This window comes from Candidatus Arsenophonus phytopathogenicus (assembly GCF_056113345.1).
Genome location: NZ_JBUIOB010000019.1, coordinates 270865 through 286805 on the forward strand (window position 1 = coordinate 270865; position 15941 = coordinate 286805).

Annotated in this window: 27 protein-coding genes; 15 read left to right on the forward strand and 12 right to left on the reverse strand. The window is 34.2% G+C overall.

Features of this window, described 5'->3' with window-relative positions:
- Window positions 1-225: 225 nt before the first annotated feature.
- The 3 genes from AC01GB_RS16030 to AC01GB_RS16040 are packed head-to-tail and all read left to right on the forward strand — an operon-like array spanning window position 226 to window position 1624.
- Window positions 226-414, forward strand: coding sequence for a hypothetical protein (locus AC01GB_RS16030; RefSeq protein WP_474452672.1), 189 nt, complete (start codon window positions 226-228; stop codon window positions 412-414).
- Window positions 414-605 (forward strand): hypothetical protein, encoded by a 192-nt coding sequence (locus AC01GB_RS16035; RefSeq protein ID WP_474452673.1) that lies wholly within the window; start codon window positions 414-416, stop codon window positions 603-605. The genes AC01GB_RS16030 and AC01GB_RS16035 overlap by 1 nt, the downstream gene beginning before the upstream one ends.
- Window positions 575-1624, forward strand: a complete 1050-nt coding sequence (locus AC01GB_RS16040) for a zonular occludens toxin domain-containing protein (RefSeq protein ID WP_474452674.1) — start codon at window positions 575-577, stop codon at window positions 1622-1624. Before AC01GB_RS16035 ends, AC01GB_RS16040 begins: the two co-directional genes overlap by 31 nt.
- A 296-nt stretch (window positions 1625-1920) precedes the next feature.
- Here the strand turns inward: AC01GB_RS16040 and AC01GB_RS16045 are convergent, their stop codons facing one another.
- From AC01GB_RS16045 to AC01GB_RS16070, 6 genes are all read right to left on the reverse strand, one after another.
- Window positions 1921-2760, reverse strand: a complete 840-nt coding sequence (locus AC01GB_RS16045) for a hypothetical protein (RefSeq protein ID WP_474452676.1) — start codon at window positions 2758-2760, stop codon at window positions 1921-1923.
- Complete coding sequence (locus tag AC01GB_RS16050; RefSeq protein ID WP_474452677.1) at window positions 2726-2905, reverse strand: hypothetical protein; 180 nt, start codon at window positions 2903-2905, stop codon at window positions 2726-2728. Before AC01GB_RS16050 ends, AC01GB_RS16045 begins: the two co-directional genes overlap by 35 nt.
- 243 nt (window positions 2906-3148) lie before the next feature.
- Complete coding sequence (gene sseB, locus AC01GB_RS16055; protein ID WP_474451767.1) at window positions 3149-3700, reverse strand: type III secretion system translocon protein SseB; 552 nt, start codon at window positions 3698-3700, stop codon at window positions 3149-3151.
- A 97-nt stretch (window positions 3701-3797) separates the two neighbouring features.
- Window positions 3798-4442 carry a type III secretion system translocon protein SseD gene (gene sseD, locus AC01GB_RS16060; protein WP_474451768.1) on the reverse strand — a complete coding sequence of 215 codons (645 nt, stop codon included), beginning with the start codon at window positions 4440-4442 and terminating at the stop codon, window positions 3798-3800.
- A gap of 107 nt (window positions 4443-4549) precedes the next feature.
- Window positions 4550-4738, reverse strand: a complete 189-nt coding sequence (locus tag AC01GB_RS16065) for a hypothetical protein (RefSeq protein WP_474451769.1) — start codon at window positions 4736-4738, stop codon at window positions 4550-4552.
- A 103-nt stretch (window positions 4739-4841) separates the two neighbouring features.
- On the reverse strand, window positions 4842-5174 hold the full coding sequence (locus AC01GB_RS16070; protein ID WP_032116486.1) for a helix-turn-helix domain-containing protein: 333 nt from the start codon (window positions 5172-5174) through the stop codon (window positions 4842-4844).
- A 118-nt stretch (window positions 5175-5292) separates the two neighbouring features.
- Here AC01GB_RS16070 and AC01GB_RS16075 point away from each other — a divergent pair, with 118 nt between their 5' ends.
- From AC01GB_RS16075 to AC01GB_RS16100, 6 genes are all read left to right on the forward strand, one after another.
- Window positions 5293-6576 carry a phage/plasmid replication protein, II/X family gene (locus AC01GB_RS16075; RefSeq protein WP_474452678.1) on the forward strand — a complete coding sequence of 428 codons (1284 nt, stop codon included), beginning with the start codon at window positions 5293-5295 and terminating at the stop codon, window positions 6574-6576.
- 20 nt (window positions 6577-6596) lie between these two features.
- The gene (locus tag AC01GB_RS16080) at window positions 6597-6890 is read left to right on the forward strand and encodes a DNA-binding protein G5P (protein ID WP_474452670.1); all 294 of its coding nucleotides are present in this window, start codon (window positions 6597-6599) and stop codon (window positions 6888-6890) included.
- Window positions 6891-6899: 9 nt separating this feature from the next.
- Window positions 6900-7115, forward strand: a complete 216-nt coding sequence (locus tag AC01GB_RS16085) for a hypothetical protein (protein WP_474452671.1) — start codon at window positions 6900-6902, stop codon at window positions 7113-7115.
- Window positions 7116-7369: 254 nt separating this feature from the next.
- On the forward strand, window positions 7370-7558 hold the full coding sequence (locus tag AC01GB_RS16090) for a hypothetical protein (protein ID WP_474452672.1): 189 nt from the start codon (window positions 7370-7372) through the stop codon (window positions 7556-7558).
- On the forward strand, window positions 7558-7749 hold the full coding sequence (locus tag AC01GB_RS16095) for a hypothetical protein (RefSeq protein WP_474452673.1): 192 nt from the start codon (window positions 7558-7560) through the stop codon (window positions 7747-7749). Before AC01GB_RS16090 ends, AC01GB_RS16095 begins: the two co-directional genes overlap by 1 nt.
- Complete coding sequence (locus tag AC01GB_RS16100; protein WP_474452674.1) at window positions 7719-8768, forward strand: zonular occludens toxin domain-containing protein; 1050 nt, start codon at window positions 7719-7721, stop codon at window positions 8766-8768. The genes AC01GB_RS16095 and AC01GB_RS16100 overlap by 31 nt, the downstream gene beginning before the upstream one ends.
- A gap of 296 nt (window positions 8769-9064) precedes the next feature.
- Here AC01GB_RS16100 and AC01GB_RS16105 read toward each other — a convergent pair whose 3' ends face one another.
- From AC01GB_RS16105 to AC01GB_RS16130, 6 genes are all read right to left on the reverse strand, one after another.
- Window positions 9065-9904 carry a hypothetical protein gene (locus AC01GB_RS16105; RefSeq protein ID WP_474452676.1) on the reverse strand — a complete coding sequence of 280 codons (840 nt, stop codon included), beginning with the start codon at window positions 9902-9904 and terminating at the stop codon, window positions 9065-9067.
- Window positions 9870-10049, reverse strand: coding sequence for a hypothetical protein (locus tag AC01GB_RS16110; protein WP_474452677.1), 180 nt, complete (start codon window positions 10047-10049; stop codon window positions 9870-9872). Before AC01GB_RS16110 ends, AC01GB_RS16105 begins: the two co-directional genes overlap by 35 nt.
- A 243-nt stretch (window positions 10050-10292) precedes the next feature.
- Window positions 10293-10844, reverse strand: coding sequence for a type III secretion system translocon protein SseB (sseB, locus tag AC01GB_RS16115; RefSeq protein ID WP_474451767.1), 552 nt, complete (start codon window positions 10842-10844; stop codon window positions 10293-10295).
- Window positions 10845-10941: 97 nt separating this feature from the next.
- Window positions 10942-11586 carry a type III secretion system translocon protein SseD gene (sseD, locus tag AC01GB_RS16120; RefSeq protein ID WP_474451768.1) on the reverse strand — a complete coding sequence of 215 codons (645 nt, stop codon included), beginning with the start codon at window positions 11584-11586 and terminating at the stop codon, window positions 10942-10944.
- A 107-nt stretch (window positions 11587-11693) separates the two neighbouring features.
- Entirely contained in the window at window positions 11694-11882 is a 189-nt protein-coding gene (locus tag AC01GB_RS16125) for a hypothetical protein (RefSeq protein WP_474451769.1), read from the reverse strand.
- A gap of 103 nt (window positions 11883-11985) precedes the next feature.
- Window positions 11986-12318, reverse strand: coding sequence for a helix-turn-helix domain-containing protein (locus tag AC01GB_RS16130; protein WP_032116486.1), 333 nt, complete (start codon window positions 12316-12318; stop codon window positions 11986-11988).
- Window positions 12319-12436: 118 nt separating this feature from the next.
- On the opposite strand from AC01GB_RS16130, the gene AC01GB_RS16135 reads away from it, so the two are divergent.
- The 6 genes from AC01GB_RS16135 (at window position 12437) to AC01GB_RS16160 (ending at window position 15912) form a co-directional block, all read left to right on the forward strand.
- On the forward strand, window positions 12437-13720 hold the full coding sequence (locus AC01GB_RS16135; RefSeq protein ID WP_474452679.1) for a phage/plasmid replication protein, II/X family: 1284 nt from the start codon (window positions 12437-12439) through the stop codon (window positions 13718-13720).
- Between the two features lie 20 nt (window positions 13721-13740).
- Window positions 13741-14034: a DNA-binding protein G5P gene (locus tag AC01GB_RS16140; protein WP_474452670.1), complete on the forward strand. Its 294-nt coding sequence runs from the start codon at window positions 13741-13743 to the stop codon at window positions 14032-14034.
- Between the two features lie 9 nt (window positions 14035-14043).
- Complete coding sequence (locus AC01GB_RS16145) at window positions 14044-14259, forward strand: hypothetical protein (RefSeq protein ID WP_474452671.1); 216 nt, start codon at window positions 14044-14046, stop codon at window positions 14257-14259.
- A 254-nt stretch (window positions 14260-14513) separates the two neighbouring features.
- Window positions 14514-14702 (forward strand): hypothetical protein, encoded by a 189-nt coding sequence (locus AC01GB_RS16150; protein WP_474452672.1) that lies wholly within the window; start codon window positions 14514-14516, stop codon window positions 14700-14702.
- Window positions 14702-14893: a hypothetical protein gene (locus AC01GB_RS16155; protein ID WP_474452673.1), complete on the forward strand. Its 192-nt coding sequence runs from the start codon at window positions 14702-14704 to the stop codon at window positions 14891-14893. The genes AC01GB_RS16150 and AC01GB_RS16155 overlap by 1 nt, the downstream gene beginning before the upstream one ends.
- Complete coding sequence (locus tag AC01GB_RS16160) at window positions 14863-15912, forward strand: zonular occludens toxin domain-containing protein (RefSeq protein WP_474452674.1); 1050 nt, start codon at window positions 14863-14865, stop codon at window positions 15910-15912. Before AC01GB_RS16155 ends, AC01GB_RS16160 begins: the two co-directional genes overlap by 31 nt.
- The last annotated feature ends 29 nt before the right edge of the window (window positions 15913-15941 follow it).

Consider the following 15941-nt stretch of genomic DNA (forward strand, 5'->3'; position numbering starts at 1 on the left):
GAATATGATAGTGGTAAGGATACTTCAGAGGCGACTAAAAAAACCGATGAATCATTAAAAAGTATTTCTGGGTCGTTTGATAATTTATTAAGAGGGGCAGGTAATTTTGCTGATCCTGATACGACTTTATATGGTCAAGGAGAATCGGTATTTGATACAGCGGTTAAGATTGCCAGTCCGTTAGAGGTTAAAGAGGGATCTTTTTGGCGTTCAATTTTTAGTCATGTGTCTATTTTTCCTAATGGTCAGGGGTGTTCTGATTTTATTCTTTTTGCGGACGACGTTTATGAAATCAGAATTGGGTGCGATAAGTTAACCGCAATAAAATCATTGCTTTCGTGGGCAATGGCAGCATTGACGTTTTGGTATGTTTTCACTTCGTTAACTTCGTTGTTACGCAAGGGAGGTGATTAATGCCCGTATTATTAGGACTTGCAGCGGTATTACGTTATTTAACGGGTTTTGTTCCTTTGGTATTAAGTTATATCGCGGTGTTATTTACTAAATTAATCACGAGAACGGGATTAATTGTTACGGCTTTAGTTTCGCTTATTATGACCACAGGATTTTATAAATGGCGGTTTATTTTGTCACAGGGGCATTAGGCTCTGGAAAATCATTAATTTCCGTGGCGAAGATTCAGGATAAATTAATAAAGGGTTGTCCGGTGGCGACAAATATTGATTTAAAACCCCATAATATGCCCGCTGTTGGTAAAATAGCGAAGAAAATAATGATTTATCGTTTACCCGATAAACCGACGTTATTTGATTTAAATGCCATTGGGCGTGGTAATAAAACGTATGATGAAAAATTAAATGGGTTATTAGTGCTTGATGAATGTGGCACTTGGTTAAATACCCGCAGCTGGAATGATAAAAGCCGTCAACCTGTTTTAGACTGGTTTTTACATGCCCGTAAATTAGGCTGGGATATTATTTTTTTAGTGCAAAATATTTCATTAGTGGATAAACAGGCCAGAGAAGCGTTAGCCGAGCATGTGGTTTATTGCCGAAGACTTGACCGCTTTGCCGTTCCATTGATTGGGTCATTATTGAGTATTATTTTTGGTGCCAAAATATCCGCGCCAAAAATTCATTTAGGGATAGTTAAATATGGCGATAACATTCAATCGCCTGTTGTTGAACGTTGGATATATCGTGGTACGGATTTATATGATGCCTATGATACCAAACAACAGTTTTCTTCTTTTTATAATAAGGGCGTTTATTGTCTTTTACCGCCTTATTCTATTTATGGGCGTTATCAACAACCATTAACATTAAGCAAAATTATGCGGTTAACTCGTATTTATTTAAAACGCTTTTCAAAATTAAGATTATTAATTTTAGGCTGTTTATTGGGTATTTCTATAGGTTATTTTTTTATTCATCATCCTCAAAAAGAAATATTAGAAACACAGGTCGTTAAGCAATTTGAAATAAATAAATTAAAAATAAAATCATTTAAATTATTAGGTGATGAAACGCGGATTTTATTTTTAATGGATAATGAAATGATTGAATCCGGTGAGCTTATTCAACAAGGTTACAATATTGAAGTGATGAGTGCCTGTAAAATCAGAATATACGGGAGGGGAAAAAATGCGTTGGTGTCTTGTTAGTTTTATCCTGCTATTTTCATTAAATACGTTTGCTGAAAAAATTGCCATGACCAATGTGCCAATCTCTGAATTTGTGGATCGGGTTTGAGGGTCGAAGACAAGCGAATTTTTTAGCGATGATTGATTTTTTATTTGCTTTTGTTTGTTGTTTAATTTTATACCAAATTAATAAAATGATTATTCCTAAATCAATATTCCGTAAAATACCATTAAGGTTCGCACAATCTAGAATCTGGTGAAATAATACCGCATTATCACGGTATTGTTATCTATTTTTAATATATTTTCTGATTTGCTCAGAAGTTGAACGATATTTTTTCGCTATTTTGTAGTATATAATTATCTATTTCTTCTAATAAATTGAATTCTTCATATTTATTATCTGCCATTTCATCTTTTTTATTCTGTTGTAATGTTATATTTACGGATTTACTATCGTTAATTAGTTTAAGAATGGTTGATATATGTGTCCAATTTGCAGCTCTTCGGTCATCATAAAGTTTATTTTTCTCATCGATAACGTCAAACATATAACTTTCGTGAATGTCTGTTTTTAATAAAACTCTTTGTAATTCTTCATTACTTTCAAGGAAAAAATGAATCATGGGAATTAAATCATCCATTCCCAAATTAAGTGTTTCTATTTTATTTTCTGTGTATTCTTTAAAAGAACGTGATGTTTTTTCTAGTTTTTTCTTTAATTCAAAGTTGTTTGGATTATTCAAATAGTTAGAACTATTTTCTATCGTATAACGAATAGCTACTTCTTTGAGATTATCTAATATATTGATATTAAAATATTTTAATTCACTTATTATTTTGTAATTGTTATCTACTATTTCTTTATAGCTATTGTATTCTTTAATTTCTGAGAATTTTTTTTTGAAGTTTTCAAAATATTCTCTTTTACTAAGGTTAGCCAGTTCGATACGTGAATCAGTAATTTCATCACCGTTTCTGTCTAACTTACTAATATATATATTATATTCACATTGATATATCTTATATTTTCTACAAGGGGAAAAATACATGTCTCTCTGATAATCTTTTTTTATATCACTAAAAGAAAGGTGCATAGCTTTAAATACAGAAAAGGCCATATTAAATAATTTTTTTTTCTTCTGCTCTTGCTTCAAACAAAGACCTTTTTAATCCAAGGGTTATTATTTGATAGAAAAAGTTTTTTATATAGAGTAACTTACTATTTTTATCATTTTCTTTTAAATTAATAACGTTATTATTGATGAATATGTTGGTCGCATCATTTATTTTGATAGACATAGGTAGGCTCCTTTTATTTTGAGTATATCACAATTCCCCAAAGAACGTTTAACTTCTGTACCAATATAGACGATTCAAATTTGAAACCACTGATTTGCCATTAAGGTTCGCATAATCTACAACGCCGTTATGTTGAATAGCCGTCTGCGAAAATATCTCCTCGCAGACGGCGGCCATTTACACATAACGCCATTGTGCGAACCTGCGGTTACTTACCTTTTGTATTTGATATCATTCTCATTTTTAGCGGATATTTTGCGCAATTGATTTGTTCATTTCTCCTAGCATAGTTTGCATACTATTGAGTAAACTAACGGTAACATTGTAAGTCTGCATGACTTTTTGAATTTGTAATTGTGATTGAGAAACAAAATCAGAAGCTCTGTCTGATACGGTTTTGATTGCGGCTTTTACTGCCTGTAATTGACCTTGATCTAAAGCTTGACCTTTTGGCGCGTAATCGTTGATGTTTTTTCCGTCAACAGTGATATTATTTTTTTCCATAAATATTCTGACATCGTCAGGAATTTCTGCTTTTGCTTTATCGCCTTCCTTCGCTACCTTAGCGATGATTTCATCAACTCGATTAGCCATTTCTTGAGAATCTCTTGAAAAATCGGCTCTTTTTCTCATTTCAAGATATTTTGCGTTGGCTAAATCTGTGAGTAAGTTCATGAAAGTATATAATATTTCTATACCTTGAGATAATATAGGATCTTCTTTATAGCCATGTGTAACACTATACGATCCTGAAATAGCATTACTGCTGAATGAATCCACTGATGAAGTAATCATAATTTATCCTCTTAAATTTATGATGGTTCTTTTGTTTTTTTCATATCTTAAAAAATACATACAGTGAGTTTATTAACTTTAATTGTTAAAACAAATTTTAATGGCGAATGGCCGAATTTATTCGACTATGTAACTCAACTAAATCTTTCGTAAAAGCTCTCATTTGCTCAGAAACTTGCCGAATTTTGTCTGCTAAATCATTAGTATTTTTTGCGTAATTTTGCGCATTAGTTGTTTGAAGTTCTCCTGTCAATTTATCTAGTTCTGCTAATTTTGTGTCGTTAGCCGATTGTATTTGTGTAATGCCTTGTGTGCCATGACCTAAACCTGATCCAATCTGTCCTCCGACTGTTAAACTTGTTTGCATTGCCTGATTGGCTTTATCAACTGTATTTGCAGCTACCGCGGCGGAACGACCATATAATGCTCCAGCCCCTGTTCCAGCTAGGCCGATCCCGCCTGCAGCTATTTGTCCCCATGCTGCCCATTTTGCCGCAGAATTTGCGTTATCTATGCCTTCACGTTTTTTATCCATTGAAGCAACCTGGATATTCCATCCTAGTTCTTGTTGTTTCTGGTTAAATTCTTGCAAGGTATTACGGAGTTTTTTTAGCATTTCAGTTAGCATCATCATCAGTTCGTTGATTTGAGAAATGCTCTCCATACCATCACTATATGATGATGTATTATATTGAGTTACTGAATTTGTAGCCGGTAAAGTTGATTGAATATCATTCATCATTTTTTCCTTTTTCATAAGAGGCATTGAAGCAAAATATATGATAATTTTGCGTGTACTTGGTTAACCTAAACTCCTTTATCTTCCAATATTCAAAAGCGATCAATCAGTTAAATACTGGAGTTGTTTGCTGTAAACATTTGCTTTATTAATCTAGATAGCCTGACTTGACGGTAAGCCCAAATAAGGGATTTTCGATTAACGGTATTAAACAGGGTATAACCGATGACGTCAGGGTTATTTTTTCTAAATTCAATTTCTAGTTCTTTTAGTTGTTTTATTATTTTTTTCTTTTCCATTTACATCAGCCATTTGTTAATTAAATGTTGCGTAATCAAGAGTGCATGACTAAATTATGTACTCTTGTGCGGATTCCGCATTATTTTACATGTTTTATTATATTTATTGATTTTTATTTAACATTTCTTCAGCTTGATTTATCAGGCTCATACCTTTACTTATTTTTTTTATTACTTCTTGATCTTCTAATGGCAAGTTATTTATTACTTTTATTAAATAATTAGTGTCAGTTGATTTTTTATTATATATAAGCTCATCAACTGAACAATTTAAAGCGGTGCTGATTGCGATAATTGATTGAATAGTTGGATTTTTTTGTTCATTTCTTTCTATTTTTGATAATTGAGAGAATGATATTTGTGTTTTTTCGGCTAACTCTTCTCTAGTCATTCCTAAAGCTTCTCTCCTTGTTCGTATATTATCACCTATAGCCATAAAAATTCTCTCTTGTGAGTCATTTATAGAAATAATAACTTATTTATGAATAGTAAGTTGACTATTTAAAGATGTTTGACTATATATAATCAGTATTAGTATTCATATAGTGGTTATTATGATTGATCTTCTTGAGCTTCAGATTCCATTTAAAGATGAGTATGTAATGAGAACATCTCGTGATAGAGAGCACGGAGGAGGCTCTATCGATTTTATGCAGATTGCTAAATTAAGCGGTATTCGCTTGTCTGCTCGTGATGTGGAATTTGAAATAAAAGGGGATTTATCTGTTCAGGGCTTAACGCATCCTTTTGAATCGCTCTCGACGCATTTTGCCAGTCTGGGGATGAAAATTTATCAGGGAACCCATTTGATTTTCCCGCGCGTCAATCTTAAGGCTTCACCTGCCAAACTCTTGCAGGGGCATAACGTGTTTGGTTCAACCAATATTGCGTTATGTGGTTTGGAGTTAATCACTAATCTAGCGGTTTCCATGCCGCATCTTTTTAATCTGTTAGATGTAGCAAATACAGAAGTTTCTGAGCTTCATACAACGTTATCAGTGAGATTACCAACGGAAAGTATTTGTAAACAGGTGATTGCTTATTTCAAAAATATCAGTCATGGACAAACCAAAGCCACGAAATCAAACGATTATGAATCAACCGTCTATTTTAACCGTGGCTCTAAACACAGGGAATTGTGTATTTATTACAAAGCCCCTGAATTGGCAAAACGTTTGGGTGAAATACAAAGAAAATTAAAGGTTAATCCCAATGATGAGGTGTTGCTTAATCAGTATGCCATTTTAAATGATAAACGCCTGACGGATTTTGCCAATAACCTGTTGCGGTTAGAAGGGCGATTAAAAAAACGGTTTTTAAAAGATAATCAGATCCCGGTTAATTTTTCGGCGCTTTGTTTTTATCAACAACACTATGAACGTGATGGGGCTAATTTAATTTACAATCTGTGGATGAAAAGTTTTGATGATTTGCTGACGGCACTGAGGGGTATGGAAATGAATATTTATGATGATGAACATATTTTTGAACGATTAAAATCACATTATTATTCCACTACGCCAAAAGGCAATATTTCCTATGCCAAAGCCCAACGAATATTTGGTTTTTATCGTCGTTTAGTCAATGAAGGTTATTTAAATGTTTTTAACTCTCTGGCAAGAAGAACATTTTATGATAATTTGATTTTATTAACCAATATTGGTATCAGCAAATCACAATTACAAAATCTCACGGGCGATAAATCTAACGTCATTCCTTTTTATAAAGTTATTCATATCGATTTTTCTCAACAACGGCCTGACTGGTATGTCGAGCCAGTCAGTGTTTTTGAACGTCAAAATACTATTTATCCATTTAAACAAGTGGCAAATGCTTGAATCAAGAAAGGTGAACCATTATGGCTGCATTGCCCTTATATCAAACGGTAATTAGTGGAAAAGTGACCCGTGTCAGTACGTCTAATGATGGACATGTTTATACCACCGTTATTTTACCCGCGCCTGACCCTTATTCTAAACCGCCGGTTGTAAAAATACGTTCTAAACGGCGTGTGGTGGCGATTGATTCAGAAGTGAATGAACTGGTTTGCCGTATTTCTGGCTTTGAGCGTTCGTTTAGATATCACGATAAGCAGACAGGACAACCCTTAACGGGGCATAACGTTGAAATGTTCCTTGATTTAGCAGAATAGGTAATCGCTATGGCAACAGTAGGGTTACCGGAAGTATATAACCTGGTTTTCGAGATTGGAATGGTTCTGGCAGTCATGGAGGTAATCCGGGTGAGGGTTCTGGTGGGCATGAGGGCGGCGGTGGTGCGGGTGGCGGTTCCGGCGGGAATGAAGGAAGCGGTAGTATCGGCGGTGGTGCGGGTGGAAATGGTTCAGATGACGAGGATGATATTGCTTCTGCGGTAGAAACGGCGTTAAAAAAATCGTTAATTGAAGAATATGATAGTGGTAAGGATACTTCAGAGGCGACTAAAAAAACCGATGAATCATTAAAAAGTATTTCTGGGTCGTTTGATAATTTATTAAGAGGGGCAGGTAATTTTGCTGATCCTGATACGACTTTATATGGTCAAGGAGAATCGGTATTTGATACAGCGGTTAAGATTGCCAGTCCGTTAGAGGTTAAAGAGGGATCTTTTTGGCGTTCAATTTTTAGTCATGTGTCTATTTTTCCTAATGGTCAGGGGTGTTCTGATTTTATTCTTTTTGCGGACGACGTTTATGAAATCAGAATTGGGTGCGATAAGTTAACCGCAATAAAATCATTGCTTTCGTGGGCAATGGCAGCATTGACGTTTTGGTATGTTTTCACTTCGTTAACTTCGTTGTTACGCAAGGGAGGTGATTAATGCCCGTATTATTAGGACTTGCAGCGGTATTACGTTATTTAACGGGTTTTGTTCCTTTGGTATTAAGTTATATCGCGGTGTTATTTACTAAATTAATCACGAGAACGGGATTAATTGTTACGGCTTTAGTTTCGCTTATTATGACCACAGGATTTTATAAATGGCGGTTTATTTTGTCACAGGGGCATTAGGCTCTGGAAAATCATTAATTTCCGTGGCGAAGATTCAGGATAAATTAATAAAGGGTTGTCCGGTGGCGACAAATATTGATTTAAAACCCCATAATATGCCCGCTGTTGGTAAAATAGCGAAGAAAATAATGATTTATCGTTTACCCGATAAACCGACGTTATTTGATTTAAATGCCATTGGGCGTGGTAATAAAACGTATGATGAAAAATTAAATGGGTTATTAGTGCTTGATGAATGTGGCACTTGGTTAAATACCCGCAGCTGGAATGATAAAAGCCGTCAACCTGTTTTAGACTGGTTTTTACATGCCCGTAAATTAGGCTGGGATATTATTTTTTTAGTGCAAAATATTTCATTAGTGGATAAACAGGCCAGAGAAGCGTTAGCCGAGCATGTGGTTTATTGCCGAAGACTTGACCGCTTTGCCGTTCCATTGATTGGGTCATTATTGAGTATTATTTTTGGTGCCAAAATATCCGCGCCAAAAATTCATTTAGGGATAGTTAAATATGGCGATAACATTCAATCGCCTGTTGTTGAACGTTGGATATATCGTGGTACGGATTTATATGATGCCTATGATACCAAACAACAGTTTTCTTCTTTTTATAATAAGGGCGTTTATTGTCTTTTACCGCCTTATTCTATTTATGGGCGTTATCAACAACCATTAACATTAAGCAAAATTATGCGGTTAACTCGTATTTATTTAAAACGCTTTTCAAAATTAAGATTATTAATTTTAGGCTGTTTATTGGGTATTTCTATAGGTTATTTTTTTATTCATCATCCTCAAAAAGAAATATTAGAAACACAGGTCGTTAAGCAATTTGAAATAAATAAATTAAAAATAAAATCATTTAAATTATTAGGTGATGAAACGCGGATTTTATTTTTAATGGATAATGAAATGATTGAATCCGGTGAGCTTATTCAACAAGGTTACAATATTGAAGTGATGAGTGCCTGTAAAATCAGAATATACGGGAGGGGAAAAAATGCGTTGGTGTCTTGTTAGTTTTATCCTGCTATTTTCATTAAATACGTTTGCTGAAAAAATTGCCATGACCAATGTGCCAATCTCTGAATTTGTGGATTGGGTTTGAGGGTCGAAGACAAGCGAATTTTTTAGCGATGATTGATTTTTTATTTGCTTTTGTTTGTTGTTTAATTTTATACCAAATTAATAAAATGATTATTCCTAAATCAATATTCCGTAAAATACCATTAAGGTTCGCACAATCTAGAATCTGGTGAAATAATACCGCATTATCACGGTATTGTTATCTATTTTTAATATATTTTCTGATTTGCTCAGAAGTTGAACGATATTTTTTCGCTATTTTGTAGTATATAATTATCTATTTCTTCTAATAAATTGAATTCTTCATATTTATTATCTGCCATTTCATCTTTTTTATTCTGTTGTAATGTTATATTTACGGATTTACTATCGTTAATTAGTTTAAGAATGGTTGATATATGTGTCCAATTTGCAGCTCTTCGGTCATCATAAAGTTTATTTTTCTCATCGATAACGTCAAACATATAACTTTCGTGAATGTCTGTTTTTAATAAAACTCTTTGTAATTCTTCATTACTTTCAAGGAAAAAATGAATCATGGGAATTAAATCATCCATTCCCAAATTAAGTGTTTCTATTTTATTTTCTGTGTATTCTTTAAAAGAACGTGATGTTTTTTCTAGTTTTTTCTTTAATTCAAAGTTGTTTGGATTATTCAAATAGTTAGAACTATTTTCTATCGTATAACGAATAGCTACTTCTTTGAGATTATCTAATATATTGATATTAAAATATTTTAATTCACTTATTATTTTGTAATTGTTATCTACTATTTCTTTATAGCTATTGTATTCTTTAATTTCTGAGAATTTTTTTTTGAAGTTTTCAAAATATTCTCTTTTACTAAGGTTAGCCAGTTCGATACGTGAATCAGTAATTTCATCACCGTTTCTGTCTAACTTACTAATATATATATTATATTCACATTGATATATCTTATATTTTCTACAAGGGGAAAAATACATGTCTCTCTGATAATCTTTTTTTATATCACTAAAAGAAAGGTGCATAGCTTTAAATACAGAAAAGGCCATATTAAATAATTTTTTTTTCTTCTGCTCTTGCTTCAAACAAAGACCTTTTTAATCCAAGGGTTATTATTTGATAGAAAAAGTTTTTTATATAGAGTAACTTACTATTTTTATCATTTTCTTTTAAATTAATAACGTTATTATTGATGAATATGTTGGTCGCATCATTTATTTTGATAGACATAGGTAGGCTCCTTTTATTTTGAGTATATCACAATTCCCCAAAGAACGTTTAACTTCTGTACCAATATAGACGATTCAAATTTGAAACCACTGATTTGCCATTAAGGTTCGCATAATCTACAACGCCGTTATGTTGAATAGCCGTCTGCGAAAATATCTCCTCGCAGACGGCGGCCATTTACACATAACGCCATTGTGCGAACCTGCGGTTACTTACCTTTTGTATTTGATATCATTCTCATTTTTAGCGGATATTTTGCGCAATTGATTTGTTCATTTCTCCTAGCATAGTTTGCATACTATTGAGTAAACTAACGGTAACATTGTAAGTCTGCATGACTTTTTGAATTTGTAATTGTGATTGAGAAACAAAATCAGAAGCTCTGTCTGATACGGTTTTGATTGCGGCTTTTACTGCCTGTAATTGACCTTGATCTAAAGCTTGACCTTTTGGCGCGTAATCGTTGATGTTTTTTCCGTCAACAGTGATATTATTTTTTTCCATAAATATTCTGACATCGTCAGGAATTTCTGCTTTTGCTTTATCGCCTTCCTTCGCTACCTTAGCGATGATTTCATCAACTCGATTAGCCATTTCTTGAGAATCTCTTGAAAAATCGGCTCTTTTTCTCATTTCAAGATATTTTGCGTTGGCTAAATCTGTGAGTAAGTTCATGAAAGTATATAATATTTCTATACCTTGAGATAATATAGGATCTTCTTTATAGCCATGTGTAACACTATACGATCCTGAAATAGCATTACTGCTGAATGAATCCACTGATGAAGTAATCATAATTTATCCTCTTAAATTTATGATGGTTCTTTTGTTTTTTTCATATCTTAAAAAATACATACAGTGAGTTTATTAACTTTAATTGTTAAAACAAATTTTAATGGCGAATGGCCGAATTTATTCGACTATGTAACTCAACTAAATCTTTCGTAAAAGCTCTCATTTGCTCAGAAACTTGCCGAATTTTGTCTGCTAAATCATTAGTATTTTTTGCGTAATTTTGCGCATTAGTTGTTTGAAGTTCTCCTGTCAATTTATCTAGTTCTGCTAATTTTGTGTCGTTAGCCGATTGTATTTGTGTAATGCCTTGTGTGCCATGACCTAAACCTGATCCAATCTGTCCTCCGACTGTTAAACTTGTTTGCATTGCCTGATTGGCTTTATCAACTGTATTTGCAGCTACCGCGGCGGAACGACCATATAATGCTCCAGCCCCTGTTCCAGCTAGGCCGATCCCGCCTGCAGCTATTTGTCCCCATGCTGCCCATTTTGCCGCAGAATTTGCGTTATCTATGCCTTCACGTTTTTTATCCATTGAAGCAACCTGGATATTCCATCCTAGTTCTTGTTGTTTCTGGTTAAATTCTTGCAAGGTATTACGGAGTTTTTTTAGCATTTCAGTTAGCATCATCATCAGTTCGTTGATTTGAGAAATGCTCTCCATACCATCACTATATGATGATGTATTATATTGAGTTACTGAATTTGTAGCCGGTAAAGTTGATTGAATATCATTCATCATTTTTTCCTTTTTCATAAGAGGCATTGAAGCAAAATATATGATAATTTTGCGTGTACTTGGTTAACCTAAACTCCTTTATCTTCCAATATTCAAAAGCGATCAATCAGTTAAATACTGGAGTTGTTTGCTGTAAACATTTGCTTTATTAATCTAGATAGCCTGACTTGACGGTAAGCCCAAATAAGGGATTTTCGATTAACGGTATTAAACAGGGTATAACCGATGACGTCAGGGTTATTTTTTCTAAATTCAATTTCTAGTTCTTTTAGTTGTTTTATTATTTTTTTCTTTTCCATTTACATCAGCCATTTGTTAATTAAATGTTGCGTAATCAAGAGTGCATGACTAAATTATGTACTCTTGTGCGGATTCCGCATTATTTTACATGTTTTATTATATTTATTGATTTTTATTTAACATTTCTTCAGCTTGATTTATCAGGCTCATACCTTTACTTATTTTTTTTATTACTTCTTGATCTTCTAATGGCAAGTTATTTATTACTTTTATTAAATAATTAGTGTCAGTTGATTTTTTATTATATATAAGCTCATCAACTGAACAATTTAAAGCGGTGCTGATTGCGATAATTGATTGAATAGTTGGATTTTTTTGTTCATTTCTTTCTATTTTTGATAATTGAGAGAATGATATTTGTGTTTTTTCGGCTAACTCTTCTCTAGTCATTCCTAAAGCTTCTCTCCTTGTTCGTATATTATCACCTATAGCCATAAAAATTCTCTCTTGTGAGTCATTTATAGAAATAATAACTTATTTATGAATAGTAAGTTGACTATTTAAAGATGTTTGACTATATATAATCAGTATTAGTATTCATATAGTGGTTATTATGATTGATCTTCTTGAGCTTCAGATTCCATTTAAAGATGAGTATGTAATGAGAACATCTCGTGATAGAGAGCACGGAGGAGGCTCTATCGATTTTATGCAGATTGCTAAATTAAGCGGTATTCGCTTGTCTGCTCGTGATGTGGAATTTGAAATAAAAGGGGATTTATCTGTTCAGGGCTTAACGCATCCTTTTGAATCGCTCTCGACGCATTTTGCCAGTCTGGGGATGAAAATTTATCAGGGAACCCATTTGATTTTCCCGCGCGTCAATCTTAAGGCTTCACCTGCCAAACTCTTGCAGGGGCATAACGTGTTTGGTTCAACCAATATTGCGTTATGTGGTTTGGAGTTAATCACTAATCTAGCGGTTTCCATGCCGCATCTTTTTAATCTGTTAGATGTAGCAAATACAGAAGTTTCTGAGCTTCATACAACGTTATCAGTGAGATTACCAACGGAAAGTATTTGTAAACAGGTGATTGCTTATTTCAAAAATATCAGTCATGGACAAACCAAAGCCACGAAATCAAACGATTATGAATCAACCGTCTATTTTAACCGTGGCTCTAAACACAGGGAATTGTGTATTTATTACAAAGCCCCTGAATTGGCAAAACGTTTGGGTGAAATACAAAGAAAATTAAAGGTTAATCCCAATGATGAGGTGTTGCTTAATCAGTATGCCATTTTAAATGATAAACGCCTGACGGATTTTGCCAATAACCTGTTGCGGTTAGAAGGGCGATTAAAAAAACGGTTTTTAAAAGATAATCAGATCCCGGTTAATTTTTCGGCGCTTTGTTTTTATCAACAACACTATGAACGTGATGGGGCTAATTTAATTTACGATCTGTGGATGAAAAGTTTTGATGATTTGCTGACGGCACTGAGGGGTATGGAAATGAATATTTATGATGATGAACATATTTTTGAACGATTAAAATCACATTATTATTCCACTACGCCAAAAGGCAATATTTCCTATGCCAAAGCCCAACGAATATTTGGTTTTTATCGTCGTTTAGTCAATGAAGGTTATTTAAATGTTTTTAACTCTCTGGCAAGAAGAACATTTTATGATAATTTGATTTTATTAACCAATATTGGTATCAGCAAATCACAATTACAAAATCTCACGGGCGATAAATCTAACGTCATTCCTTTTTATAAAGTTATTCATATCGATTTTTCTCAACAACGGCCTGACTGGTATGTCGAGCCAGTCAGTGTTTTTGAACGTCAAAATACTATTTATCCATTTAAACAAGTGGCAAATGCTTGAATCAAGAAAGGTGAACCATTATGGCTGCATTGCCCTTATATCAAACGGTAATTAGTGGAAAAGTGACCCGTGTCAGTACGTCTAATGATGGACATGTTTATACCACCGTTATTTTACCCGCGCCTGACCCTTATTCTAAACCGCCGGTTGTAAAAATACGTTCTAAACGGCGTGTGGTGGCGATTGATTCAGAAGTGAATGAACTGGTTTGCCGTATTTCTGGCTTTGAGCGTTCGTTTAGATATCACGATAAGCAGACAGGACAACCCTTAACGGGGCATAACGTTGAAATGTTCCTTGATTTAGCAGAATAGGTAATCGCTATGGCAACAGTAGGGTTACCGGAAGTATATAACCTGGTTTTCGAGATTGGAATGGTTCTGGCAGTCATGGAGGTAATCCGGGTGAGGGTTCTGGTGGGCATGAGGGCGGCGGTGGTGCGGGTGGCGGTTCCGGCGGGAATGAAGGAAGCGGTAGTATCGGCGGTGGTGCGGGTGGAAATGGTTCAGATGACGAGGATGATATTGCTTCTGCGGTAGAAACGGCGTTAAAAAAATCGTTAATTGAAGAATATGATAGTGGTAAGGATACTTCAGAGGCGACTAAAAAAACCGATGAATCATTAAAAAGTATTTCTGGGTCGTTTGATAATTTATTAAGAGGGGCAGGTAATTTTGCTGATCCTGATACGACTTTATATGGTCAAGGAGAATCGGTATTTGATACAGCGGTTAAGATTGCCAGTCCGTTAGAGGTTAAAGAGGGATCTTTTTGGCGTTCAATTTTTAGTCATGTGTCTATTTTTCCTAATGGTCAGGGGTGTTCTGATTTTATTCTTTTTGCGGACGACGTTTATGAAATCAGAATTGGGTGCGATAAGTTAACCGCAATAAAATCATTGCTTTCGTGGGCAATGGCAGCATTGACGTTTTGGTATGTTTTCACTTCGTTAACTTCGTTGTTACGCAAGGGAGGTGATTAATGCCCGTATTATTAGGACTTGCAGCGGTATTACGTTATTTAACGGGTTTTGTTCCTTTGGTATTAAGTTATATCGCGGTGTTATTTACTAAATTAATCACGAGAACGGGATTAATTGTTACGGCTTTAGTTTCGCTTATTATGACCACAGGATTTTATAAATGGCGGTTTATTTTGTCACAGGGGCATTAGGCTCTGGAAAATCATTAATTTCCGTGGCGAAGATTCAGGATAAATTAATAAAGGGTTGTCCGGTGGCGACAAATATTGATTTAAAACCCCATAATATGCCCGCTGTTGGTAAAATAGCGAAGAAAATAATGATTTATCGTTTACCCGATAAACCGACGTTATTTGATTTAAATGCCATTGGGCGTGGTAATAAAACGTATGATGAAAAATTAAATGGGTTATTAGTGCTTGATGAATGTGGCACTTGGTTAAATACCCGCAGCTGGAATGATAAAAGCCGTCAACCTGTTTTAGACTGGTTTTTACATGCCCGTAAATTAGGCTGGGATATTATTTTTTTAGTGCAAAATATTTCATTAGTGGATAAACAGGCCAGAGAAGCGTTAGCCGAGCATGTGGTTTATTGCCGAAGACTTGACCGCTTTGCCGTTCCATTGATTGGGTCATTATTGAGTATTATTTTTGGTGCCAAAATATCCGCGCCAAAAATTCATTTAGGGATAGTTAAATATGGCGATAACATTCAATCGCCTGTTGTTGAACGTTGGATATATCGTGGTACGGATTTATATGATGCCTATGATACCAAACAACAGTTTTCTTCTTTTTATAATAAGGGCGTTTATTGTCTTTTACCGCCTTATTCTATTTATGGGCGTTATCAACAACCATTAACATTAAGCAAAATTATGCGGTTAACTCGTATTTATTTAAAACGCTTTTCAAAATTAAGATTATTAATTTTAGGCTGTTTATTGGGTATTTCTATAGGTTATTTTTTTATTCATCATCCTCAAAAAGAAATATTAGAAACACAGGTCGTTAAGCAATTTGAAATAAATAAATTAAAAATAAAATCATTTAAATTATTAGGTGATGAAACGCGGATTTTATTTTTAATGGATAATGAAATGATTGAATCCGGTGAGCTTATTCAACAAGGTTACAATATTGAAGTGATGAGTGCCTGTAAAATCAGAATATACGGGAGGGGAAAAAATGCGTTGGTGTCTTGTTAGTTTTATCCTGCTATTTTCATTAAATACGT

Excerpts from the sequence above, each read along its gene's own strand:
- AC01GB_RS16160 (WP_474452674.1), top strand. The coding sequence starts at position 14,863 with ATGGCGGTTTATTTTGTCACAGGGGCATTAGGCTCTGGAAAATCATTA.
- AC01GB_RS16125 (WP_474451769.1), bottom strand. The coding sequence starts at position 11,882 with ATGGAAAAGAAAAAAATAATAAAACAACTAAAAGAACTAGAAATTGAA.
- AC01GB_RS16135 (WP_474452679.1), top strand. The coding sequence starts at position 12,437 with ATGATTGATCTTCTTGAGCTTCAGATTCCATTTAAAGATGAGTATGTA.
- AC01GB_RS16145 (WP_474452671.1), top strand. The coding sequence starts at position 14,044 with ATGGCAACAGTAGGGTTACCGGAAGTATATAACCTGGTTTTCGAGATT.
- AC01GB_RS16040 (WP_474452674.1), top strand. The coding sequence starts at position 575 with ATGGCGGTTTATTTTGTCACAGGGGCATTAGGCTCTGGAAAATCATTA.
- sseD (WP_474451768.1), bottom strand. The coding sequence starts at position 4,442 with ATGATGAATGATATTCAATCAACTTTACCGGCTACAAATTCAGTAACT.
- AC01GB_RS16140 (WP_474452670.1), top strand. The coding sequence starts at position 13,741 with ATGGCTGCATTGCCCTTATATCAAACGGTAATTAGTGGAAAAGTGACC.
- AC01GB_RS16155 (WP_474452673.1), top strand. The coding sequence starts at position 14,702 with ATGCCCGTATTATTAGGACTTGCAGCGGTATTACGTTATTTAACGGGT.
- AC01GB_RS16085 (WP_474452671.1), top strand. The coding sequence starts at position 6,900 with ATGGCAACAGTAGGGTTACCGGAAGTATATAACCTGGTTTTCGAGATT.
- AC01GB_RS16050 (WP_474452677.1), bottom strand. The coding sequence starts at position 2,905 with ATGTCTATCAAAATAAATGATGCGACCAACATATTCATCAATAATAAC.
- sseB (WP_474451767.1), bottom strand. The coding sequence starts at position 10,844 with ATGATTACTTCATCAGTGGATTCATTCAGCAGTAATGCTATTTCAGGA.
- AC01GB_RS16075 (WP_474452678.1), top strand. The coding sequence starts at position 5,293 with ATGATTGATCTTCTTGAGCTTCAGATTCCATTTAAAGATGAGTATGTA.
- sseD (WP_474451768.1), bottom strand. The coding sequence starts at position 11,586 with ATGATGAATGATATTCAATCAACTTTACCGGCTACAAATTCAGTAACT.
- AC01GB_RS16080 (WP_474452670.1), top strand. The coding sequence starts at position 6,597 with ATGGCTGCATTGCCCTTATATCAAACGGTAATTAGTGGAAAAGTGACC.
- AC01GB_RS16110 (WP_474452677.1), bottom strand. The coding sequence starts at position 10,049 with ATGTCTATCAAAATAAATGATGCGACCAACATATTCATCAATAATAAC.
- AC01GB_RS16065 (WP_474451769.1), bottom strand. The coding sequence starts at position 4,738 with ATGGAAAAGAAAAAAATAATAAAACAACTAAAAGAACTAGAAATTGAA.
- AC01GB_RS16070 (WP_032116486.1), bottom strand. The coding sequence starts at position 5,174 with ATGGCTATAGGTGATAATATACGAACAAGGAGAGAAGCTTTAGGAATG.
- AC01GB_RS16035 (WP_474452673.1), top strand. The coding sequence starts at position 414 with ATGCCCGTATTATTAGGACTTGCAGCGGTATTACGTTATTTAACGGGT.
- AC01GB_RS16100 (WP_474452674.1), top strand. The coding sequence starts at position 7,719 with ATGGCGGTTTATTTTGTCACAGGGGCATTAGGCTCTGGAAAATCATTA.
- sseB (WP_474451767.1), bottom strand. The coding sequence starts at position 3,700 with ATGATTACTTCATCAGTGGATTCATTCAGCAGTAATGCTATTTCAGGA.
- AC01GB_RS16130 (WP_032116486.1), bottom strand. The coding sequence starts at position 12,318 with ATGGCTATAGGTGATAATATACGAACAAGGAGAGAAGCTTTAGGAATG.
- AC01GB_RS16095 (WP_474452673.1), top strand. The coding sequence starts at position 7,558 with ATGCCCGTATTATTAGGACTTGCAGCGGTATTACGTTATTTAACGGGT.